Genomic DNA, 21,907 nt, shown 5'->3' with positions numbered 1-21,907 from the left:
CCTAGCCGTGGTGCGGCGGGACCTGGGCCTTCAGCCAGGCCTCACCGGCGTCCTCGCCGGTGAGGCCTGGGCGTGACTCGGGGTCCCGCTCGTCGCCCGTGGTCTCGGGCAGCACCTCACCGAAGACCGCGGCCAGCCGCCTGCGGCGTTCCCAGTCGGTCTCCTCGCTCACGCGCAGAGGCCCGCATCCGCCAGCGCCTGGGCGTCCGGCGCCTGGCTGCCGCCGCCGTTCCCGCCGCCGTTGCCGCCGCCGGAGGGCGAGCCGGAGGAGCCGCCCGACGGGCTGCCGGACCCGGGGACGTTCCCGGCGGTGATCACGTCGGTGGCGAGGCGCTTGGTGAGCGGCTCGTCGTCGACGATCTTGTGCCACACCCGCTTGGCCTCGGGGGTCCACACCAGGTGGTTGGGGTCCTCGGGGTCGACGGTGTTCGGGATGGTGAGGAACTGGATCTTGTCCAGCCCGATGTCGCGGAACTCGTAGGCGAGCTGGCCGATCTTCTTCAGGCTGCCGATCTGCTCGTCGAGGGTCAGCGACTTGGTGGCCGCCTCGAGGAAGCTGACGACCTTGATCGGGTTCGAGAGCGTGCCGGCGGAGACGACCTGGTGGGCCATCGAGGCGATGAACGCCTGCTGCCGCTTCATCCGGCCGATGTCGGAGCCGTTGCCGACGACGTACCGCTCCCGCACGTAGTTCAGGGCCTGGACGCCCTCGAGCTTGCGGGTGCCGGCCGGCAGGTTGATGCCGTGCGAGGGGTCGACGATCGGCTCGGGGATGCACACCTCGACGCCGCCGATGGCGTCGACCATGTCCTTGAAGCCTTCGAAGTTGACCACGACGAAATGGTCGAGGCGGACGCCGGAGAGCTGCTCGAACTGGCGCATCGTGCAGGCCGGGCCGCCGACCGAGAACGCCTCGTTCCACATCACGTGCTGGCCGCCGGGGATGTCCTCGCCGTCCTCGTTCTTGCAGGTCGGCCGGTCGACCATCGAGTCGCGCGGGATGCTGATCCCGTAGGCGCGGGTCCGGTCGGCCGAGAGGTGCAGCAGGATCGTGGTGTCCGAGCGCTCCCCCATCCCGGTCAGGTTGTCGATGTTGCAGCCGTCGCAGTCGCGGGCGTCGGAGCCCATGACCAGGATGTTGAGCGGCTCCTTGGGGCCCTCCACTGCCTTCTTGTCGGGCCGGTCGCTGCCGAGCTGTCCGGTGAGGTCGGCGACGTTCAGGTTGCCGTTGAGGTGGCGGTAGATGAAGACGACCGAGAGACCGGTGACCATGCCCAGCACCACGAGCGAGGCGATGAGCACCTTCGCGACGGTGTGTCTCTTGCGGGTGCGTCCCTTGCGTTTGGGCGCGGTCGGCTCCGGCTGGGCGCGGGTCGGCTCAGCGTCGGACATGCATCCACCTCGGGGCTCGGGACAGCGTCGGCGCAGGTCGAACCTACGCGCAATCTCCAAATAGTGCCGTTGGCCTCCCGGTTCCGACAAACCCGGGCACAAGTGCGCCGGGACCAGGCTTAACCTTGCCCGCGTGACCGGCCCCGCAAACGTCCTCACCGACCGCCTCCAGCGCGCGCTGGGTGCCGCCTTCGGGCCGGAGCACGCCGGGACCGACCCGGTGCTGCGCCCCTCGCAGTTCGCCGACTACCAGGCCAACGTCGCCCTCGCCCTGGCCAAGCGGCTGGGCAGCAACCCGCGCGCCGTCGCCGAGGCCCTGGTCGAGCACCTCGACGTCGCGGACGTCTGCGTGGCGCCGGTGGTCAGCGGTCCCGGCTTCGTCAACCTCACGCTGCGCGGCGACTGGCTGGCGGAGCGGACGACGGCGCTGGCCGGCGACGGCCGCCTCGGGGTCCCGACGCAGGCCGAGCAGGTCGTCCCGATCGACTACTCCGCGCCCAACGTCGCCAAGGAGATGCACGTCGGGCACCTGCGCACCACCGTCGTGGGCGACGCCCTGGCCCGCACGCTCGAGCACCTCGGGCACCGGGTGGTCCGGCAGAACCACATCGGCGACTGGGGCACGCCGTTCGGGATGCTCATCGAGCACCTCCTCGACGTCGGCGAGGGCTCCGCCGAGGCCGAGGCCCTGGTCGACGACCCGAACACCTTCTACCAGGCCGCGCGGGCGAAGTTCGACGCGTCCTCGCCCGACGAGCAGGAGAGCTTCGCGACCCGGTCCCGCCGGCGCGTGGTGGCGCTGCAGGCGGGTGATCCCGACACGCTGCGGCTCTGGCAGGAGCTGATCGACCTCTCCACGTCGTACTTCAACTCGATCTACTCCGCCCTCGACGTCACCCTCACCGACGCCGACCTGGCCGGCGAGTCGACGTACAACGACGAGCTGGCCGGCATCTGCGACGAGCTCGAGGCCGCCGGGATCGCCACCATGAGCGAGGGGGCGCTGTGCGTCTTCCTCGACGGCCACACCGGCCGCGAGGGCAGGCCGGTGCCGCTGATCATCCGCAAGAGCGACGGCGGCTACGGCTACGCCACGACCGACCTGGCCACGATCCGGCACCGGGTCCGCGACCTGCACGCCGACCGGATCCTCTACGTGATCGGCGCCCCGCAGCACCTCCACCTGCAGATGGTCTTCGAGACCGCGCGCCGGGCCGGCTGGCTGCCCGACGAGGTGGAGGTCGTGCACGTCCGGATCGGCAACGTGCTCGGTCCCGACGGCAAGATCCTCCGGACCCGCAGCGGCGCCCCGGTCCGGCTCCGCGCACTGCTCGACGAGGCGGTGGAGCGGGCCGCCGCGGTGCTCGCGGACGCGCAGCCGACGTTGTCCGAGGAGGACCGCAAGGTCATCGCCCACCAGGTCGGCATCGGCGCGGTGAAGTACGCCGACCTGTCCGTCGCCCACGACAGCGAGTACACCTTCGACCTCGACCGGATGGTCTCACCGACCGGCAACACCGGCCCCTACCTGCAGTACGCCGCGGCCCGGATCCGCTCGATCCTGCGCAAGGCCGGGTCGACGCCCGACCGGCCGATCCTGCAGACCGAGCCCGCCGAGCGCGACCTGATGCTCACGCTGCTCGGGTTCGGCGACGTGGTCGCCGGGGTGGGCGCCTCCCTGGAGCCGCACCGGCTGTGCACCTACCTGTTCGACCTGGCCCAGACGTTCACGGCGTTCTACGACCGGTGCCCGGTGCTCAAGGCGCCCGACGAGGACGTCCGCGGGTCGCGACTGCGGCTGTGCGGCGTCACGCTGGCCGTGCTCGAGCAGGGCCTGGCGCTGCTGGGCATCACCGCACCGGAGCGGATGTAGCGACGGTCGGGGTTCGTCGTCGACCCGGTCCTGACGCCGGGTTCCGTGCGGCACGTGACAAACTGTGCGCCGACGATCCCGGTCGTCGGGCCCCAGTGGGGGATCGGAATATTTGTTCTGACCTGCTGCTTGTCGTGCGACGCAGCTTTACCACCGCACCATCTGGGTATGTCGTCCACGAAATGCGGAACGGACGGGGCGCTTGCCTGAGCTACGGCACGGCACTCGGCTGGACCGCAAGACGACCACGCCCACTCGGCGGTCCATGTGCACGTCCCCGGCCCAGCGTCACCCTCCGCGCAGGATGACGGAAACGATCGGATGCCCGAACATTCCGGCGCCGACGGCGAGGATAACGAGCCAGCGCCCACCCGGCGGCCTCTGAGCCCGCGCAATCGAGCGCCGCGCGTGACCGCGCGCCAGGATCAGGACGGCCTTGTTCAGCGTTCTCTTCGTCGACCCGACGAGCTCCGCGTCGCGGTCACGCGCGGGAGCTTTTTCGGGCGTGTTCTCAGGGGTGTCCGCGTCAGTCATGGCACTGCCTCTCCGTCGCAGCGCCAAGTGGCGCTCGTCTCGAGGGAGACCTCCACCATCGGCCGATCTCCCCGCTCTCGCTGCCAACCTTCCGGCACGACTGCGCCGCGACCAATAACGGTCGGAGGGCCTACCAGTGACGGTTGGAGGGCTGTATAGCAGAGACAACTACTTACTTGATATTCTCGGTGTACGGCCCTCCGACCGTAGGCCCTCCAAGCGACGGAGTTCGTCATGCCACGCGTCAAGCTCACTCCCGCCCCCGATCCCGAGAAGGCAGCTCGACACCTCGCGTGGACGCAGGCCGCGGCAGAACGCGCCCGTGAGGCACGGAAGGTCCGGGGGGACCAGCTCGCCCTTCGAGAAAACGCCATCAGGGTTGGGCAGTCGATGCTCGAGACCGAGCTGGAGCGGCTGCGCCCCGAGTCGGCCATCCTCCGCACCGGCCTGCTCTACTTGCCCACCGAAGAGTCCGAAGAGGATGTCAACCCCGACCTGTCAACCCGCCGGCCCAGCGAGAGCCCAGGTCTTCTGTCCGTCACCGTGAAGTCGAGGGTCGCTGACCGGCCTCCGTTGGGGCAGCTCGTCCATCGCGGGGGCGCAGCCATTCCGCTGCTCCTCGCCGCGATCGGCGTAGCCGCCGCGCGTGGCCTTCCTCGCGACGCTGTCGACCTCAGCGACATCCCCAACACGGGCACGAAGTCCTGGGCCAAGCTGATAGGTGACGGCGACCCTTCCGAGCTCGCACGCCGGCACGTTGTCGACGCCGTCAAGCGCCTGCGGCAACATGAGCTCGTACGCCTCCGCGGTCCGATCACCAAGAACCCCGGGTACAGCGCCTGGCAGCTCAGGTCCGAGGACGGGAGCGATGGTCCGTACCGGGTGCCTGCCGCCGGCCTGTCAGTACCCATGTCGTTCTGGAAGAACGGGTGGGCGCAGGTGCTCACCCCGCCCGAGATCGTCGCTTATCTCATGATCAGGCACCTGGCGGCGAACTTCCCCACGGCCCACGAGGACCGTGGCGTGGGCGCCACACCCGCGCGCCGGCGGCAGCGGTACGGCGTCACCAAGCGGGTGTACGCGACCCTCAACGAGCTCGAAGAGTTCGGGCTCGTGCACAGGACAACGCCACAGCGGCCCGAAGCCGAACCGGATGACAGCGTTCGCGAAGTCTCCCGATTCCAAGTCGCCGAGGACGGACTCGACCAGGACGCGTACACCAGGGTGAAGAAGACCCTCGACGACTGGCCGGTCCCGCTGCGGGCCTACCGGTACGACCCGCTCGAAGCGATGGTCAGGTCGATCGCCCGCCAGGTGTGAAGTGGTAGGCCAACCCGAGCTTCCGGCCGAGAGACCAACGCGGCGCGAATGCTGCAAACACCCACCTCGGAATCATCGTCCGGAGTTCAGCTGACTCCACGATCATGGGCGACGTGGCCGAGGTCAGCGGAGGGTGCTGGCGAATGGCGGTGACCCACATCCGGTGGGTTCAATGACGATTCCAGACACCGGTCACCCCGCGTCTGCCGACGCAGGCGGCGCCGATGCCTCAACGCACGTTCACGAGGGCTGGATGAGGAGCACCGGCTGGTCCAAGAAGGTCGTGAGGTCGATGCGGTGCCAGCCCGCGGAGAAGAAGCTCTCTGCGTTGGGGGTGTTGCGGAAGCGCACCGGCTGCGCCACGGATGCGAACACCCCGCGCAGCAGCTCGCGCCACTGATCCTCATCCTCGTAGGCGGCGGTGACCGCTTGCTCCAGCAGCCGATCCGACGAGTTCCCGACGAACCCCCAGCCGTCTGCGCGCAGGACCTTCTCGCCGTCAAACCTCAGTCGCATCTGGTATCCCGATTCGGTCTCCCGGCTCCACTTTGCGGTCACGGTCATGTTCGCCTCCTCAAGACCGTGGTCGGGAAACCCGGGGACCAGCCAGACGCGCCAGCCCGCCACCGTCTGCGCCGAACCGCGCCGAAGACTGCGCCACACGTATGTGATGCGCGACTTCGTCACGCGCACGAACGCCATCCGCCCGTCGGGCCCGAGCAACGCCGGGTAGAAGTCGTAGCCCTGGAGACGGATGGTGTCGAAGATGATGTCGCCGAACCTCAGCCACCAGGTCGACAGGTCGGTGTCCTTGTCGGTGGCCATGAGCGTCTTGTACGAGTAGGTCGCATCCCAGGTGAGCCGCGCGTATGCAGTCGTCTGGCCAGCCCTGTACGCCGTCGAGGCCGCCGCCTCCCGCAGGCCGATCCCAAGCGAGTTGCTCTCGATCAGCTCACGGTCACGCTCGATCCGCCGGGCGGCTGCGTCTCGGCGGCGCAGTTCCGCCTCCTTCTCTTCAGCCTCTTCGTATGCGTCGATGAGTTCCTGCTGGGCGTCCTGCGCCTTCGTGATCTGGGGCGCGAGCCTCTCGAGCAGGCGTTCAATGAACGCGAGGTCGACGGGCTCTGACTCCTCGAACCATGCGGCCAGGGTTGCGATGAACCTGGAGTCCTGGAGGTCGACCTCTGGCGCCACGGTGGCTTCCTTGCTGCCACGGCCGTATGCCGTGAAGTTCTGCGACCCGATGGTGGCGTGACTGCCGTCAACGAGTAGGACCTTGGCGTGCAGCCGGCGCAACGACCGGACCTCGACACCTTCCTTGAGCAGTCGCTGCACCCCGCGGAGCTGCCACGCGTAGTTCAGGACACCGCTGGCCGGCGACAGGTCGGTCACTACGGCCAGCTCCACGTCGGGGCCTGCCTTCTTCAGCAAGGTGGTCAGCGTGCGGTCGAGGTATGGAGCGAACACCCGCACGCTCTCAGCCGCCGCCTTCACCCGTCGTTCCCAGAGCCGGTGCACGCTCCGAGCCAGAAGCTGCCTGTCGAGGTCCCCGTTCATGACAGCAGTGTCGTTGGACGACACCGGCACCGCCACGTGAGGGCGCCATCCATACCAGGCGAAACGTCACCAGACCGGCCTCAGGATTCTGGTCGCCGCGGGGATGAAGGTCCTCCGCAGCGGATGCCTTGGCGCCGATTCAGAGCACCATGCCAAGTTGAGGTCCAAACCCGAGACGGTCTCACTCGTGTCGATCGCGGGCATCCGGCTGTCGGCGGGCGCAGCTACGTTGCGACCATGCTGGTTGTGAAGGTCGAGTTGTGGCCGGGCGGTGACGGCGCCCGGCGCCGGGAGATCGGCCGTCTGTGTCTGGCGAACATTTCGAACCTTGCCGATACGTCGCGCTACCTCGCGGTTCTGTGGGACGACAACGGCGAGGTGAGCTCGGTGGTCCTTCGCGGGCACCGCCGCGCGGACGGCTTCTGGCCGCTGCTGGCCCGCGCGGCCCGCTCCCATAACCCTGCCGGCACCCGGGGTCCGATCCCGGCGCGATGGCAGCAGTTGGCACAACTGATTCGCAGCACCATGCCTCGTTGACGCACCGGCGGCTCCGAAGCCCGGGCACCCAGTCCGTGGCCCGGGGGACTGTTGACCTGCGAGCCGGCTCAGCAGGCCCGGAAGAGGAGCACCGGCTGGTTCAAGAAGGTGGTGCGAAGGCAATCACCGCGATGCACTCACGGCCTTCGGCTGTCAACACCCGGCGACCTCGACGGCCGTCGCCTCGCCCGTGACGCCCTACGACGGTAGGTCTCCGACAATCTTTCGCACCTGGGTCAGCAGCATCTCGTTGTTTCCGAGGAGAACGCGGACAGCCTTCTCGTAGAGATCCAGGCTCTTGAACCCGAGGGCATGGGCAACGGCCGTCCGAAGACCGCTGTCACGCACTGAGTACCCGCGCACGATCGCGTCATAGTCCTGAGAGGCCACAAGGTCGACCAGCTTCTGACGCTCAGCCGGGTATGGAGACGACAGGCTGATCGGAAGATCCGCTCCGCCGTTGATCATGTCCTCGCCAGTCGGCATGCTGGCCAGTGCCTGACTACGCAGAATCTTCACGGCATTGACCGAGGCCAAGTGCTGCACGGTGCTTGCCTTTAGCGATTCCATCGCCTTTCCTCGAACGGTCGCCTTAAGAACTTCCGCGTCCTCTCCCAGGGTTGCCGCTTGGTGATCCGCGACCGCGTCTACGACGCAAGATAGGTAGTAGAGGTTTTCGACCTCGTCGACGGGCAAGACCAGGATCTTCTTGGTTCCCAGCGCGGCGACCTCCTCTGGAGAACGAGCATCTCCATCAAGAACGCCCCGGCCGTCGACCCAGTGGTAGGCGTCGACCCCATTCAGCCCGCTGGTCGCTCGCTTGACTTCCTCGGCGCCGCCGCATGGGACGACAGTCCAGTCGGGAAACACCAACCGATACAACGGGAAGTCGAGGCTGGAGACCTCGCCCTCCACGAACAGCAACTGCGTGCGTCCCCCAAGGATCGCTTGGCGGACCGAGTCGGGCACTTCTGCGGCACCTGAATCGATTTCGATACCCCACCCGGTGGCCGTAGCCCCGCCCCATGAGACCTCACTCACCGAGCAGACCGTTGTTGTGGTCGACTCCAGCTTGCCGATCAGATCCAGATCGTGCGTCAGCAAGACGAAAGCGCAGTCGGTTCGCTCGCGCATTAGCGAGACGACAAAGTCCGACGAGATCGCACGGTGCAAGTGACGTTCGGGCTCGTCGACGAGCTGAACGCAGTCCGGTGGGGCCAAGAGGACCTCGGCCGCGAGAAGGAAGGCACCCTTCTCACCGTCCGACATCTCCGAGATCGGATAGGCAACTCCCGTCGGTCGGACTGCCTCGAACTCTCCCACGTTGGTCACGCGAAAAGAGATACCGAGATTGGCCAAAGCAAAGACTCTGTCGATCTTGGTGAGCAACGACTCTGAAACGGATGACGGATCTTGGCCGGCATCAAACAACTGAGCGATCTCGGCGTTCCTCCCGTTGACGCGACCGAGAAGGTCATAGAGAAGTCTGGAGGTGCGCTCGGACTCGCCTTCGAGTCGAACCCTTGAGTTCGGCTGCGCGTCCCACGTGTCGAAGGATGGCACCAACTGCTCGCGCTGGCTGGCGGTCATCTCCGCGCCGGCAGAGCGCAACCAAACCCGGCGGTGGGCGAGCACCCGAGTCACGGGAGTTCCCGAACCTCCGCGGTTGGCACCCAACCAGTGGCTGAGTGCGGACTTGCCGGAGCCATTCGGCCCTACTACGACAAGTGCGTGTCCCGGGTACGCAGATAGCTGGACCGTGCCGTCTCCACCCAGCTTCGGCACGCTCCATTGGAGCAAAGGCGCCAACTCGTCCCCCGCCATTTGTGTCATCTCACGTCCTGCTCGTTCGGATGCCTATCGCGACTACGCGGAGTGACGATAGCGACATCCATTGACCCAACACGAGAGTGTCGACCTCCGTCGGCCGCACGGTAGGCAGTTCGTGCCGTCCTGGCCTGCTCGGCTGCCCTCCCTGCGACGTACGCCGCTCGCGCCCAAAGACGGTGCCGATGACGACTTCTGCCTGACTGGCCCGACGCTCGCCAAGCTGGCACTCGGCGTGTCCGGGGCAGCGTGGCGTTCAAGCGGTGCACAGTGCTGCCCGGACTCTCACGGGGGAGGACGAGTTGGGGACCATCGAGGTGCGGCTGGATGCCGGGTCGAGCGTGGAGGTCGAGAGGTCGGTCTTCACGGCGCTGTTCGACGCGTCGGTCGTGGCGTCACGGGCGCCTTATCTCCATGCACTGGAGAGGTCACGCATCAAGTTCGATGACCTCGTCAAGCTCGCGCGGATCGCGGACATCCCGTACTCCCTCGTGTTTGCTCCGCTGGAGGCCGTGGAACGCCAACTGCAGAAGAAGTCGGACACGCTGCTGGCCGGCGTCAGTAAGGACGCGTTCTCCTTGAACTCACGAAGCGAGGTGCGGCTGCGCGACGTCGAGCTCATCGTGAAGGACTTGCTACGCAAGCAGGAGCTGTTGAAAAAACTGGACGACACTCTGGTGAAGAACGCGGTGGTGGGGTGTCTTCGGGGTTCGCGGGATTCGGTGGCGGGGGACGCTGCGAGGCTCCGGGACGTGCTGGGGTTTACGTTGACTGACGTCAAGGCAGCGAAGAAGAAGTCCGCGGCCCTGGATCTGCTGATCGGGCGCTTCGAGGCGAAGCAGTTGCTGGTCTCGCAGAGCCAGCAGGACTTCATGCCACAGCGCCTGCCACGCCACGCCAAGTTCAGTGGCCTGTGTGTGCGTGACAAGAAGGTGCCGTTCATCTTCCTCACCGGCGGGGATGCGGGCGCCAACCCGGAGCCGGCCGGCCGGAAGCTATTCACGCTGGTGCTCCTCGCCGTCCTTGTCGCCCAGGGCAAGTTCGCACCGGTGACCTACGACGACCACACCGCCGAGCAGATCGTGGATCGGGAGTACGAGCTGGCTGGGGAGGTGTTGATGCCTCGGCTCGAGGTGCGCGAGCTGAGTGCCTCGACCTTGGATGGCGTTGTGGCTGGTGCCGACGTGTTCAAGGTGACGCCGAGCGCGTTCGTGATGCGTGCGCTGAGGTTGGGGCTGATCAGCCGGGAGAAGGCGGAGGAGCACCTCGAGGTGCTCGCTGCAGAGTTCGCGAAACGGCCGAAGCGGCCGGCGCGCAGACCTCGGCCGGAGAACGCTCTGCGGAAGTACAACGGCACCGAGTTCTCCCGGCGGATGGTGCATCAACTCGACCGGGGGGCGATCAGCCAGGGCGAGTTCCGCCGCGTGGTGCTGTTGAACAAGCTGAAGGCGACACAGATCCAGCAGTTCCGTGAGGCGCTGTGAGCAGCATCTGGTATCTGGTCGACAACAACGTACTGAGCCGGCTCAGCCGAGAGCAGCGTGGCAGCAGGTTCTTCCGCGCCTCCTGTCGCCTGCCGAGCGAGGTGCTGTACGAGGCATCGGAGTTGCCGGACATCGCGGACCTGCGTCGCTTGGAGTACCCGGTGTGCGACGGCGTCCTCGAACGCGTGCGAGAGGTGATGTCTACCGTCGCGCCGGGCGATTTCAAGCTCATCGACTTGTACCGCAACTTGGGCAATGCCGACCCTATCCTCGTAGCCACGGCGCTCCACGCGATCGATGTTGCGGCCAGTTCGCTGTTCGAGGAGGACTGGCGGATTGTGAGCGAGGATCGTGCGGTGCGGGCCAAGGCTTCGGAGTTCGGTCTGCGCACCCTTGGATTCACGGAGTTCTTGTCGATGCTGCCCGGAACCGGGTCGTCCTAACCGTCAGGCCGGATGCTCCTCGGAGCAAATGTATTTCCCTTCGCAACGTGGACAGTCGGGCTGGCCTCCTCATTTCAAGGCGCCCCGAATAGATGCGCGTTGGGCGGGGTCCCCCTGGTGCCCGTTCCCTGACTGGGCCTCCTCCTCGAGCGGGCGAAGCAGTGCTGTCGTCGGCCCATGAGGGCCCGTCACCCCGACTTGGGCTCGCGCCAGTCATAGTGGTCGCGTCCGTGGCTTTGGTGGATTCACCTCCTTTCGTGCCGAACTTCTCCACCGCGATGTTCTCCTACCTAAGCGGTTGGAACCGCGTAGCGTGCGCCCGCGGCCATCCGGTAGCCGCTGATGGTGCGCGGGTCCGATGTGCGGATTGCGTGCACAAGCGGTCACAATTCGCTCCGCGCCGCGCAGCAACAAAGATGGACCTGGCGGCGTCTAACGTCCCATGCGAAAGGTCGCGGATGTGAGCACAGCAACTGATGTGAGACCTGAGGTCTCCCGACTTCAGTGCCGTGGCGTGCGAACCAGCCTTGCCCTCGTCTTGGTTCTCGGCGTGCTTGCGGCCGGGCTATGGCTCTGGGCACGGCCACGCCAGGATGTTGCACCGCCGGGCCCCGACGCGACGCCGATCCAAGTCGTGGCGACCTACCTCCAAGCCATCAACGCGCGCGACTTCAAGACGTCCAACCAGATCCCGCTTCCTGAAGATCACAACCGACTGTGGAGTCGCCCAGGCACATGGGGAGACGTGCACGAACTGAGTCTCGGTGAGCCTGACCGCCACGACGCCCACGTGCTGTTCACGTTCACCCCGAACGGGATCGGCGGCTTCCCAAGCGGCGAGCAAACGAGCTTCGGGTTCTACCTGGACCGCATCGACGGGCAATGGCGCATCACCGGCTACGGAGTCGCCTGACTCGGTCGGCGTCGAGCGAGCCTCGCTGACACGGGCAGGTGCACGAACTCTCAGCCGTCGACCTGTTCCGGCAAAGCGAATGGATCGACGTGGTCCAGGGACAACGCGCGACGGGTGTGGTCCACGAGCGCGCCGCGCGCCGCAGCCAATTGTTGACGAGCCGCCCCGATCTTCGTGTGGTCCTTGGAGTGACGACCGATGAATGCAATGCGGAGGTAGTTCCGCAGCTTGCCGCCCTTGTGGGTGCACTGCGCACTGACGACGTCGGCAGCCGCAAGCACCACCGCATTTGTGAGTTGAACGGTTCGCGCGTCACCGAACAGCGACACTTGGGCGGCCGCACGATGAAGGGCGTTGAGGTCGTCGCCCAGCTTGGCGTACATGGCCATGTAGTCGATGGGCGCGACGGTCCCCAAGACCCGGCCGATGAGCCCGTTGAAGGATCCCGCGTTTGCAGCCAGCGTCATGAGGTTGTCCGTGATCACGTCAACCGCTTGCGCTCTGACGAGGACGTCCTCGATCGCGCTTTTCCGCTCTCGCTCGGCGTCCGCCTTGCGCGCCGTCGTCCACTGCATCGATTGGGCGCCCAATGCTGCGCCGGCACCGATTACGGCACCGAGAAGACTGCTCCCCGCAGACAGCCAAAGGTCCATTTGCACGGCGACACCTTAGGAGCGGCCACCGACAAACCCGCCCATATCGAACCCTGCGGCGCGGCCGCATCCTTGGCCGTGGTGGATTCACCTCCCTTCTCGCCAAAGTTGGATGCGTAGCCGCGCCGAGTCTCGTGCGTCGATGTGTCCTCTGTTGAGTTCTCAAGCTGCCGTTGAGCAACACCAGTTGCGTGCCGCTTTGTGCCGCGGCACCAGTGAGGTCGAGGTCGAACGTGCGCGGGCACGAGTCATCGGCATTGGCGACCGGGGAGCGGCTCCGTGGTACATCGGTCCCGGTAGCAGTTCTGGCTGCGGCGAGTGGTTGGGGTCTCCGACCCACGCCAATGCGGCGCCCGTGGGCGATGCAGTCGTCCAGGGCTCGCTACCCGCCGCCCCTTAGCGCCGACGGCGACGCCATGCGCCCGGAGCGGTCTTCTTCGGCGGCGCGGTGTTCGGCGAGGGCGTTGTTGAGGAGGGTGAAGCAGTACAGGTCGACCAGGCCGCGGCGCCAACCCAGGCTCATCTGCCTGTCGACGAGAAGGGTTCGCTTGAAGCTGGAGTGGAAGCCTTCGGCGTCCGAGCGCAGGCCGTGGAGGCGTTGGGCGTCGGGGTCGCCGGGCGCCAGTACGCGCAACTGTTCGGGTCGGCTGGGGTCGGTCGCGGTGGCGTGGGGGCTGAGCCAGATGGTGAAGGTGCTGGCGGGGCAGTTGAGTTCGTAGCCGACGTTGAAGCGGTAGCGGCCGTTGGCCCGGCGGGAGCGTTTCACCGAGCGGCGAACCAGCGTGGCCACGATCGTGGGGTCGCCGGCTTCGTTGAGGTCGATCTCGACCACCTGCCCGCCGGTGGTGGCGATTTGATGGGTGCAGGGGCCGGTGGGCAGGTCGTGGGTGGCGGTGCCGAGCGGGTAGGTGCGGACGCGCCTGCCTTGTGGCGTGCGGGCCAGCGATACGGCCTCGAGGTGATCGCCGGCGTCGGTCTCGGGGGTGCCGGTGGCTTGCTTGGCGAGGACGGGGTAGCCGTAGTCCCGCATCACTTGGTCGATGTGGCTGCCGCGCAGGGCGCCGTCGTAGACCACGGCCTGGATACCGGTCCCCGCTGCTCGGTGGACCTCGCGGAGCAGCGCCACGGCGGTGGCTGCCTCGGCGCCTGGTGCGGGTGTGTGGCCGCAGGCCAGGTCGATGCGTTGGTAGGGCCGGGGTCCGCGGGTGTGCCAGCACACGTAGCCGTGGGTGCGGACCGAGCCGCCCTTGCCGTGGTGTGGCTGCAGGTCGGGGTCGAACCGGCCACGCGGCTCGGGATGCAGGGCACCTGTGGCCGGGTCGAGGTAGGCGGGGGTCTGGGTGCCGTCGTCGTTGTCGAGGAGGACCGTCTCGGGTGGCCGGTACATGGGCCGCACCAGGGTGCCGTCGCCGTATACAGCCCGGCTGGGATGCGGGTGGGTGAACGAGCCAGGGCCGGCCGGGTCGAGTAGCCCGAGCCGGCGGGCGGCGGCAACGGCGATGGGTGGGTGGAGGCGCCCCAGGTCGGCGATGCCTTCGTCGGTGGCCAGGACGTAGTCGCGCATCCAGCGCCAGTGGTCCCATTTTGGCGGCCGCGGACCAGGTGGCGGGAGGTCGAGGCCGTGGCGGGCGATCGCGGCGACCATGATTTGGCGGACTGCGGCCCAGGTGTGGGGTTCAGCAAGGTCCAACTCGACTCGGATCCCCGACCTGGCCAGCCGGGCGAGGACCCCGAATCCGAGCACCACGTAGGTGGGGTTCGCCCGCGGGCGGCCGACCGGTGGGTCCCAGTCCAACCCGGTGGCGAGCTCGTAGAGGCCGGGTGACTCCAGGACCGCGCGGACGCGGGTCCAGGTGTTGTAGTGGTGGCGGCTCATAGGGCTGTCCGCCAGATCAGGGCGATGTCGGCAGCGGCCGAGTCCAGACTGCGCGCGCCCATCCGGCGGGCGACCAGCTCGATCGGCATTCCGCCCTCGTAGAGCCGGCGTCCGGCCCAGTTCCGCACCGACGCGGGTCGGACGTCGGGTTCGGCGGCCAAGCCCGCCAGTGTCAGCACCGAGCCGATCGCGGTGCACGAGGCGGCCTGTGCGTGGTACTCCCCCGGCAGCCCTTGGCCGCGATAGGCCAACGGTGTGGCCGGTGTCGCCTTGCGCTGCCTCAGCAGCTCAACCTGCCGGGCAATGATGACCGATCCCCAGTCGGTAAGCTCCCCGAGCCGGGGGTCGTGGCGGCGGGTGCCCGGCAGCCGCACCCACCGCGGTGAGCGATGGTCGTCGACGTCGCCGAGGCGGACCCCGGAGACCTCGCTGGAGACGGCGGTGGCTTCTCCGAGGGCCCAGCACACCGCCCGATGCAAGGAGTCTGCGCCGGTCTCCCCCATGCGGGAGGAGGCGCGGCACAGGGCGACCTCGACGTCGGTCAGCGGCCGAGCCGTCTTCGAGGTGCGGGGCGGCAGCTCCAGGTCGAGGGTGGGATCGCCCACCGGGTAGCCGACGTCGCGCAGGGTCCGAAACAGCATCCGCAGCGCCGAGCGCCGGGAGTGCCGGGTGGTCAGCTCCGGCGCCGGTCCGGCCGTGGTGGCCGCCTCGATGAACCCGCGGCAGTGCGCGCTGGTGATCTGTGAGACCTCTGTGACGCCTTGGGCGTGCAGGCGGCCGGCGAAGCGGGTCAGTTGTTCGCCGCACTTGTCCAGCGTCTGCGCGGTGAACTCACCTCGGCGAGCCCACTCGGCGCGCACGTCCTCGACCACCGCCAGCATCGGCGGTCGCTGCCCGGACGGGTCCTTCGGCGACGGGTTCGACCCGGCTCCGCGGAGGGGACGGGAATCGGTGGTGCGTGGGGTGTTCGCCATGGCTACCTCCCTGACCACGACGCTAAGACGCGCTCCTCGCGGTGTCATCGGGCAACCGGACCCGGGAACGGGCCCACCATCGAACGGGAACAAGGTTCCGCTGCTCGGTCCGCGCAGCGTCGGCTGGTCGAGGTTGCGCCGGGCTGCCGCGTGCTCACTGTCCGGGGTGTCCGGCCCGCCCGCGGCCGCAACCAAGGAGCCGAAGTTGCCTTCCCTCTACGAGCCGCCCACCGAGGATGAGACCCTGCTGGGGGTGGCCACCGACCCAGACTTCTACGACCTGGGCCACGAGATCAGCCTGATCGGCCATGGTCGTGGCCGCGAGGACGCCCGCTTCGGCTGGGATCTGGGCTGCCTGCTCATGGACATCGGAGGCCGCGTCTACGGATCACGCAGCAAGTGCTGCCGGGTCCACCGCAAGAACCCGGACCTGTACAACCGGCTGCGGCACGCCGTCACCCGGATGACCGGGGCAGACCTTCTGCCGGACCGGCCGCCGAGCGAGGACCAGGTCCGTCAGTGGCGCCAGCAGTGGGTGCCCAGCACACACTTCCGCGACCACGGCCCCGACCCACACCCCAACCTGGGCACGGTCCAGCATCGGGCACGTCAGCTGGCCTTCGCCCGGGCACGCCTGCTCGGCAACCTCCCCGACAACAATCCCAGGGACTTCGCCAACCCCGACCCCCGCAACATCGTCAGTGCCGACGGCACCTGGCTGTCCCCGTTCAGCAGTGCGCGGACGTGGACCGACGAACGCAGCGGCACGACGTACGTGTTCAACACCAAGGCCAAGACGGCCGAGACCGCCCGCATCCCCGACGTGGTCAGGAAGATCACCAAGCACGGCAACAGCTACATGGGCATCTGCCACGTCACATTGCTGACTCGCACTCCCTACGGCCGGGTGATCCTCGGCGTCGACCGCGCCCTGGGCTGGGAGACGCTGGGCACCCTCGGACTGCTCGAGGACTTCATCGGCATCGCTGGCGAGACCGTGCACATGCTCTGCCACGACATGGGCTTTCGCGACTGGCCGATCGACTGGCTGATGGCCGAACACGGCGTCCCGGTGATCAGCACCGCCATCCCCGAGCACGAGATTCCCGCCGAGGAGACCGAGGCTCGCCTCGACATCCGCAAGGTGCTGCGCGAGTCCGGCCTGCCTGGCCTGAAGAACGTGGGCAGGGACAGCGACCCCGTCTCCGCGCTGGTCCAGGAACGGCTCAACGCCCGGGGCGACCTCGAAGCCTTCGCCGCAGCCACCCGCCAGGGCGTGCCGACCGGCCTCGGCCTGCCCCTGGGCACGAGCCAGTACCTGAGCTCGCGCGGCAACCTGACCAGGGTCGACAGCGCCGCCCACGAGTACGGAGAGGTCAGCCACCCGGGTCCCGACGGCGAACCGTGTGGGCACCTGCTCTACGTCGACGACGGCGCACTGTGGGAGGTCCGGGTCAGCGGCGGCGCCCACATCAAGGCCCAACGCGCAATCAGCGAGCGCTCCACGCGCACCAAGCACCCGGACACCGGCGACTGGGCCATGGTCACCACCCACCGACTGCTCTGCGAGGACGCTCGGCAGCCCTTCGAGTTCGACACCATCTGGGAGCCGGTCCCTCACCGCGGCAAGCGCACCGAGCACACCAAGAAGCCCCGCACCAGCCTGGAGAAGGCGTTGCACGCCATGCAGCCGCTGGCGCGCTGCGACCGCGGGTTCGGCGACATCTACGGGCTGCGCAACGACACCGAATCGTGGTTCTCCTGGCTCAAGGCCCGCATGCGTCGCGGCGAGACGGCCGCCAGCCTGCACGCCGACCACCAGCTCCTCGACGTCCTCTACGCCGGGCTGATCACCAACGCCCTCGCGCTGCGTCAGTACCGCCTCAGCAACCCCGAGGCATCCCAGGACAGCCGTCTCGCGCCGACCGCCCCGGGCGCGGGGCCGGCAACTGCGCCCGGAACCATTCGCGCGGCCATCGTCGAGCTCTTCGCCCGGTAACGGGGGACCCGGCGACAGCAGGGAGACGCGGTGATTGCACCGGCGGATACTGGCCACGTGACGGACGCCCCGGAGCCCCGCGACCGGCAGAGGCGCGATCAGCAGCGCCTGCGGCATCGTTACGCCGCCTGCGTCAGCATGGGTCTCCGGGAGGAGGCCGAGCGCCTGGCCCGGACCCTCGGCGTGGCCCAGCCAGAGCTCGAGGCCCACTTCCGCGCCAGCCACCACGGCCTCGATGAGTGGGAGCCAGCCGACTTCGAGAGCTTTGCCTCGCTTCCGCCGGGCCGGTTCGACCCGCGTGTGTTCGGGCAGACCACGTGGTGGGTGGACATCCTCCGGCGGCCGCACCGGATCTCGGATCCCGAAGACTTCAGCACCGAGCACCTGCACGCCGTCATCGCGTTCATCCGGGCGGAGGCATGGAGATGGGCGGACCCGCCTGAGTTCGGCGACGACGATCCGATCAGCATCGCCTCCGTCCTCGGGGCCTTCAACGAGCGGATCGACGACACCCCGCTGATGCGCACGTTGCTGGCGGAGGCCGAGCGGCGTGCGGACGCCCCCCGACCAGAGCGAGGTGGGTGACGGCGCGCTTCCCACCCGTCAGGCGCGTTGGTCGTCGCGAAGGAAGGGCTGTCGAACTGCTATAAGGCGACGATAAGGCGCTATAACGTTCGTTATATGGCATGTGGAGAAGGGTGAGCAGATGTCGAAGAAGACCCGTTCGTTCATGCCGATGACCACCTCCGCGGTCGCGCTGTTGGGTACGCAGATCGCCCAGGCACGTCGTGAGCGCGTGTGGACCGCCGCCGAGTTGGCTGAGCGTCTCGACGTCACCCCGTACACCGTCGCCCGCATTGAGCGGGGCGTGCCGACCGTGGCTATCGGGCTCGTGTTCGAGGCCGCCGCTCTGGTGGGCGTGCCGCTGTTCTCCGCGACGGAGGCCGAGCTTCCGCAGCTCGTCGACGCGGCCCGCCACCGGCTGGCGCTCCTGCCTGCCAGGGTGTGGGCACCGGACCTTGACATCGACGACAACTTCTGACGCCAAGGCAAGCCCCCATGCGACAACCCACACTTGGGGTGTGGCCCGTCCTCCGAGCGCGGAAGCGCGCCGTCAGCCGATGTGCGGATCGCTTCATCTGAGTAGTCGGTCGCCCACCATCGCGAGCGGTGCGAGCGCTGCGGGGAGGCCAGCGGTGGATCTGGGCGGCCTGCGGACCGACGAGCCGGCGCTGTGCGTCGAGTGTCGCGCGGGAGGGGCCGGGCCTTTGCAGTTCACCCCGCTGGCGGAGCTGATCCGGAGCGCGTCGAGAGTGCGGCTCGTCAGGGCAGGATCCGGGTCCAGGTCCTTCGCTCGCCGTCGCATTCCGGGGTGTCGGACCAGGTGACGACGAGCTCGGGCGTGCCGGTCTGCCAGGACCCGACTGCGATGAACTCGACTGCCTCGCCCATTTGGATGTCACGCGGTTCCGGCGCGTCGAAGCGGATGGCATTCTCGCTGCTCAGCACGACGTTGTGCGCAGCACCGCGGCCGAGGTTCGTGAGAGCGTGCCTTCCACCTCTGATCTTGTCCACGGTCCAGTGCACGATCGGCTCACTCGGTCCGGCTGACGGGAGTCCTGCCCACGGGCCGCCGTCACCGCGCGGTGTGCGGGAGACCCACTGGCGCTGGTCTCGCTTCTCGGCTCGTGACAGCGACTCAGCGAACTGCTCGGCCATGCGCTCGAGCGCGGTCGCTGCGCGGTTGGCTGCGCCGTTCGCTTCCTCGGCGGCCCGCTGCGCCTTCTCAGCGTCCTGCCGGTTGTCTCGCGCGTTCAGCTCGCCGCGCACGAGTGCGCCCAGGGCGGCCAGGAAGGCAAACCCGGCGATCAGGTTCGCCCATGCTTGGGCGCTCATGGGTCAGAGCCCGGCCTGCCGGGTGACGACGGCCGCGATGACCTCGGCCAGCACGCTGCGGGACACTGATGCGAGCTGGCCGCCGGCCTTACGCAGTGCGCTCTTGTCGTCGGGGTCATCAGCGAGTTCTTCGGCTTGCCGGAGCGCGTCGAGGAGCTGCTCTACAGCGGTGTCTCCGTTTGGCCAGAGGCCGGTGGCGCGTCGGCCGCGTTCAAGGATCTCGATCTCCCACAAAGTGCCGGGGCCACCGGCCCTGGCAGCGCCTCGTCGCGTCTGCACGTATCCGGCGTTCTCCAGTGCGACCAGCACCTTGTCCACGGCGTCGCGGTCGATGCCGGCGGCCCCGGCCATGGCTGCTGTGTCCGGGTCCTCTCCAGCGTCTGCTTGCCGGGCAGCTTCAAGCAGCACCAACAGGTCGCGGCTGCGCCAGCGGTCGGGGAGCATCTCGGTGGTCATGGCCGGCAACGTACAGGCGCCCGCCGACACGAACTGCCGATCGCGCGATGGTCGGAGCGCATTCGTGATCTGGCGTCAGAGGCCGGTCTGCTGGCGGATGAGTGCGGCCGTGACGTCGGCGAGGACTGCTGAAGGGACCCCACGAAGAAGCCGCCCAGCCTTACGGAGGGCGCCCGCATCGTCTTCGTCGTCGACCTGGTCGGCGGCCTGCGCGAGTAGGTCTACCAGCGCGTCCGCGGTCGACTCCTCATCCGGCCACAGACCTGTCTTGCGTCGGCCGCGCTCGGTCAGTCCGGTAACCCAAATCGTGGGATCGCCGACCAAGGGCGCCACGCCTTGGGTCTGTATGTATCCGGCCTGCTCAAGACCGATCAGCGCCCGCACGAGCTCTCGCTCACTTAGCCCAGCAGCCTCCTGGAACACCTCTAACTGGGTGTCAGCGTCCTCCGGTGTGTCGCTCTCGAGGATTCTCGCCGCGGCCAGTAGCGCTGGGAAATCGCGATCCTGCCAGCGGTCAGGCAAAAGGTCCTGCGTCATGGCGGAGACCGTAGTCGCTCACGCCGACAGGCGAGTCCGAACGCCGTTAGCCGGGGGCAGTCATGCTTGATGTCGAACTGTCGCCGACGACGGACGATCCGGCGCCGACGCAGAACCGTCAGCATGTACACAGTCTGGGCCAAGCCCCACCGAGCCTCGCACATGCCGACGTAGCGTGCGCCCGCCACGGGGACGTGCCGACTCAAGCCTCAGGGTCTTACTGTCGGGGGATCGTCAACTCGTCGTACTCGCCGAAGTCACCCTGCATCCGCCACACCAACATGGCCGCCTCGCGGCTGAGCGTTGCCAGGGCTTCGACCGCTGGCCGCTCGTCGGGGAGGAGGAAGCGGAAGTCGAGTCCGCCGACGTCTACGACTACCCGCGTCGGGTTATCAGGGTCGATGGAGACCGTCTCGGGGCTATTGGAGAAGGCGCCCGAGTACTCCCGGAAAACGTCGAGGACGAAGCGGTGGCGGTCAATCATCGCCAGGTCGGCCAGTGTCGCCGTCCAGCTGCAGCCGGCGAACGGCTGGTATTCGCGAATGATCGCGAGGTGCTCGGGTGTGACGCCCGGCAGCCGCCCGGTCGCCTCTGCCTTCCAACGAGTTTCCTGGCGCACGACCGGGAAGTGGATGGACCGTTCTCGTCCCCGATCAGGGGGGCCAGCGTCGAGCCACACCAGGTTGTAGGCCAGATAGTCGAGCGCCGCGCGAAGGTGCTGGACGACCTCGCTTGTAAGCAGCTTGGCGTGTGTGACGTCGATCGGTCGCGCCTGCGACCAGTCGATGGTGGGACGGAGCGGCTCGCCGGCCTCCCAATCTGCTCGATCCGCGGTGAGACGGATCGGCTGCGGGTCCGTCTTGCCTTCATGCTCAAGCGTCTGCAGTTCCACGTGCCGAGCCACGGCGCGCATAAGACGCACCTTGGCCCCTCGCAGGCTGGGCCGATCATCCACGGAAACCTCCACTCGCTCGCCTCCGGCCCGGACCGAAGCCACCTTGGCAGTCATGCGACCCCACCGGGTGCTGATAGCGGTGCTGATCCTCGTCGCTATCCGACGACGCCGCGTACCTCTCGCCTCATGCAGAGGCACTCACGTGCCGCGTAGTCTGCGCCCGCGGCCATCCGGGGATGGCGATTACGTGCAGATGAGCAGGCGAGTCGGGTGCCGCGAGCGGCCGCGAGCGTCGGCATACTCTGCGGCGTGACCCGCGGCGCTCAGTTCCTGGTGGGGTTCCTCATGGCGCTGCTTCTGACCCTGGCGATCTCCACAAGCCTCTTCTTCGGGTCCCACGCGGGCTCGGCCTTCGATGACGCCTTCTGGCCGATCCTGGGCGTCGCGGCCGGTTGTGGTGTCGTTCTGCTGATGTTGCGGCGGACCCGCGTTTGCGCCGCCGGGGTGCTCTGCGGTGCTGTCGCGTCACTTGTTCTACAGGTCGGGTCGCTGATGATCTTGTTCTTCGCCGGCGGCGGCAGTTAGCCGCCGCGCCGATTCCGACCGGCGGACCACTCTGGCGATGGGGTTCTGCCGCGTACCTGGCCCCCGTATATGGGATTTCCTTATACGGCTTGAGAGATCGTTATACACGGTCTGGCGGGCTACTGCGGAGACCCAGCGGCCCTCGACGCCCGTCGG

At 67.9% G+C, this 21,907-nt stretch carries 22 protein-coding genes; 10 read left to right on the top strand and 12 right to left on the bottom strand.

The annotated features are described in order from the left end of the window. Position 1: 1 nt before the first annotated feature. Positions 2–172, bottom strand: a complete 171-nt coding sequence (locus ABD268_RS11460; RefSeq protein WP_344151726.1) for a hypothetical protein — start codon at positions 170–172, stop codon at positions 2–4. After that, the gene (locus ABD268_RS11455) at positions 169–1,392 is read right to left on the bottom strand and encodes an LCP family protein (RefSeq protein ID WP_344151723.1); all 1,224 of its coding nucleotides are present in this window, start codon (positions 1,390–1,392) and stop codon (positions 169–171) included. The genes ABD268_RS11460 and ABD268_RS11455 overlap by 4 nt, the downstream gene beginning before the upstream one ends. A 133-nt stretch (positions 1,393–1,525) precedes the next feature. Between ABD268_RS11455 and argS the strand changes: the two genes are divergently transcribed. Beyond that, positions 1,526–3,265, top strand: coding sequence for an arginine--tRNA ligase (argS, locus tag ABD268_RS11450; protein WP_344151721.1), 1,740 nt, complete (start codon positions 1,526–1,528; stop codon positions 3,263–3,265). Positions 3,266–3,553: 288 nt separating this feature from the next. Here the strand turns inward: argS and ABD268_RS11445 are convergent, their stop codons facing one another. Then, positions 3,554–3,799, bottom strand: coding sequence for a hypothetical protein (locus ABD268_RS11445; RefSeq protein WP_344151718.1), 246 nt, complete (start codon positions 3,797–3,799; stop codon positions 3,554–3,556). 234 nt (positions 3,800–4,033) lie between these two features. Here ABD268_RS11445 and ABD268_RS11440 point away from each other — a divergent pair, with 234 nt between their 5' ends. After that, a complete protein-coding gene (locus ABD268_RS11440) occupies positions 4,034–5,119 on the top strand; it encodes a hypothetical protein (protein ID WP_344151715.1) in 1,086 nt (361 codons plus the stop codon). A 240-nt stretch (positions 5,120–5,359) separates the two neighbouring features. On the opposite strand, the gene ABD268_RS11435 is transcribed toward ABD268_RS11440, so the two are convergent. After that, positions 5,360–6,676: a phospholipase D-like domain-containing protein gene (locus ABD268_RS11435; protein WP_344151712.1), complete on the bottom strand. Its 1,317-nt coding sequence runs from the start codon at positions 6,674–6,676 to the stop codon at positions 5,360–5,362. A gap of 237 nt (positions 6,677–6,913) precedes the next feature. Here ABD268_RS11435 and ABD268_RS11430 point away from each other — a divergent pair, with 237 nt between their 5' ends. Then, complete coding sequence (locus ABD268_RS11430) at positions 6,914–7,213, top strand: hypothetical protein (RefSeq protein ID WP_344151709.1); 300 nt, start codon at positions 6,914–6,916, stop codon at positions 7,211–7,213. A gap of 198 nt (positions 7,214–7,411) precedes the next feature. Here the strand turns inward: ABD268_RS11430 and ABD268_RS11425 are convergent, their stop codons facing one another. Beyond that, on the bottom strand, positions 7,412–8,857 hold the full coding sequence (locus tag ABD268_RS11425) for an AAA family ATPase (protein WP_344151706.1): 1,446 nt from the start codon (positions 8,855–8,857) through the stop codon (positions 7,412–7,414). Positions 8,858–9,342: 485 nt separating this feature from the next. Between ABD268_RS11425 and ABD268_RS11420 the strand changes: the two genes are divergently transcribed. The 3 genes from ABD268_RS11420 (at position 9,343) to ABD268_RS11410 (ending at position 11,880) form a co-directional block, all read left to right on the top strand. After that, positions 9,343–10,524 carry an ImmA/IrrE family metallo-endopeptidase gene (locus ABD268_RS11420; protein WP_344151703.1) on the top strand — a complete coding sequence of 394 codons (1,182 nt, stop codon included), beginning with the start codon at positions 9,343–9,345 and terminating at the stop codon, positions 10,522–10,524. Then, on the top strand, positions 10,521–10,967 hold the full coding sequence (locus ABD268_RS11415) for a hypothetical protein (protein ID WP_344151700.1): 447 nt from the start codon (positions 10,521–10,523) through the stop codon (positions 10,965–10,967). Before ABD268_RS11420 ends, ABD268_RS11415 begins: the two co-directional genes overlap by 4 nt. Positions 10,968–11,481: 514 nt before the next feature. Continuing rightward, positions 11,482–11,880 (top strand): hypothetical protein, encoded by a 399-nt coding sequence (locus tag ABD268_RS11410; protein WP_344151697.1) that lies wholly within the window; start codon positions 11,482–11,484, stop codon positions 11,878–11,880. A 50-nt stretch (positions 11,881–11,930) separates the two neighbouring features. Here the strand turns inward: ABD268_RS11410 and ABD268_RS11405 are convergent, their stop codons facing one another. The 3 genes from ABD268_RS11405 to ABD268_RS11395 all read right to left on the bottom strand — a co-directional run bounded on the left by ABD268_RS11405 (position 11,931) and on the right by ABD268_RS11395 (position 15,290). Further along, complete coding sequence (locus tag ABD268_RS11405; protein ID WP_344151695.1) at positions 11,931–12,539, bottom strand: hypothetical protein; 609 nt, start codon at positions 12,537–12,539, stop codon at positions 11,931–11,933. A 376-nt stretch (positions 12,540–12,915) separates the two neighbouring features. After that, the gene (locus tag ABD268_RS11400; protein ID WP_344151692.1) at positions 12,916–14,409 is read right to left on the bottom strand and encodes a hypothetical protein; all 1,494 of its coding nucleotides are present in this window, start codon (positions 14,407–14,409) and stop codon (positions 12,916–12,918) included. Beyond that, positions 14,406–15,290, bottom strand: coding sequence for a hypothetical protein (locus tag ABD268_RS11395; protein WP_344151689.1), 885 nt, complete (start codon positions 15,288–15,290; stop codon positions 14,406–14,408). The genes ABD268_RS11400 and ABD268_RS11395 overlap by 4 nt, the downstream gene beginning before the upstream one ends. A 298-nt stretch (positions 15,291–15,588) precedes the next feature. On the opposite strand from ABD268_RS11395, the gene ABD268_RS11390 reads away from it, so the two are divergent. From ABD268_RS11390 to ABD268_RS11380, 3 genes are all read left to right on the top strand, one after another. Further along, the gene (locus ABD268_RS11390; RefSeq protein ID WP_344151686.1) at positions 15,589–17,382 is read left to right on the top strand and encodes a hypothetical protein; all 1,794 of its coding nucleotides are present in this window, start codon (positions 15,589–15,591) and stop codon (positions 17,380–17,382) included. A 57-nt stretch (positions 17,383–17,439) separates the two neighbouring features. Continuing rightward, positions 17,440–17,967 (top strand): hypothetical protein, encoded by a 528-nt coding sequence (locus ABD268_RS11385; protein WP_344151683.1) that lies wholly within the window; start codon positions 17,440–17,442, stop codon positions 17,965–17,967. A gap of 121 nt (positions 17,968–18,088) precedes the next feature. Then, on the top strand, positions 18,089–18,424 hold the full coding sequence (locus ABD268_RS11380; RefSeq protein WP_344151680.1) for a helix-turn-helix transcriptional regulator: 336 nt from the start codon (positions 18,089–18,091) through the stop codon (positions 18,422–18,424). Positions 18,425–18,705: 281 nt separating this feature from the next. Here ABD268_RS11380 and ABD268_RS11375 read toward each other — a convergent pair whose 3' ends face one another. The 4 genes from ABD268_RS11375 to ABD268_RS11360 all read right to left on the bottom strand — a co-directional run bounded on the left by ABD268_RS11375 (position 18,706) and on the right by ABD268_RS11360 (position 21,163). Beyond that, positions 18,706–19,278 (bottom strand): hypothetical protein, encoded by a 573-nt coding sequence (locus ABD268_RS11375; RefSeq protein WP_344151677.1) that lies wholly within the window; start codon positions 19,276–19,278, stop codon positions 18,706–18,708. 3 nt (positions 19,279–19,281) lie between these two features. Continuing rightward, the gene (locus ABD268_RS11370; RefSeq protein WP_344151674.1) at positions 19,282–19,734 is read right to left on the bottom strand and encodes a hypothetical protein; all 453 of its coding nucleotides are present in this window, start codon (positions 19,732–19,734) and stop codon (positions 19,282–19,284) included. Positions 19,735–19,809: 75 nt separating this feature from the next. After that, entirely contained in the window at positions 19,810–20,271 is a 462-nt protein-coding gene (locus tag ABD268_RS11365) for an alpha/beta hydrolase family protein (RefSeq protein WP_344151671.1), read from the bottom strand. 217 nt (positions 20,272–20,488) lie between these two features. After that, complete coding sequence (locus tag ABD268_RS11360) at positions 20,489–21,163, bottom strand: hypothetical protein (protein ID WP_344151668.1); 675 nt, start codon at positions 21,161–21,163, stop codon at positions 20,489–20,491. A gap of 312 nt (positions 21,164–21,475) precedes the next feature. On the opposite strand from ABD268_RS11360, the gene ABD268_RS11355 reads away from it, so the two are divergent. Then, complete coding sequence (locus ABD268_RS11355) at positions 21,476–21,751, top strand: hypothetical protein (RefSeq protein ID WP_344151665.1); 276 nt, start codon at positions 21,476–21,478, stop codon at positions 21,749–21,751. Positions 21,752–21,907 lie beyond the last annotated feature (156 nt).

This window comes from Nocardioides koreensis, assembly GCF_039531775.1.
GTDB classification, from domain to species: Bacteria; Actinomycetota; Actinomycetes; order Propionibacteriales; family Nocardioidaceae; genus Nocardioides; species Nocardioides koreensis.
Note: the sequence above shows the minus strand (reverse complement) of the source record. Positions and strands in the feature narration are given on the sequence as shown.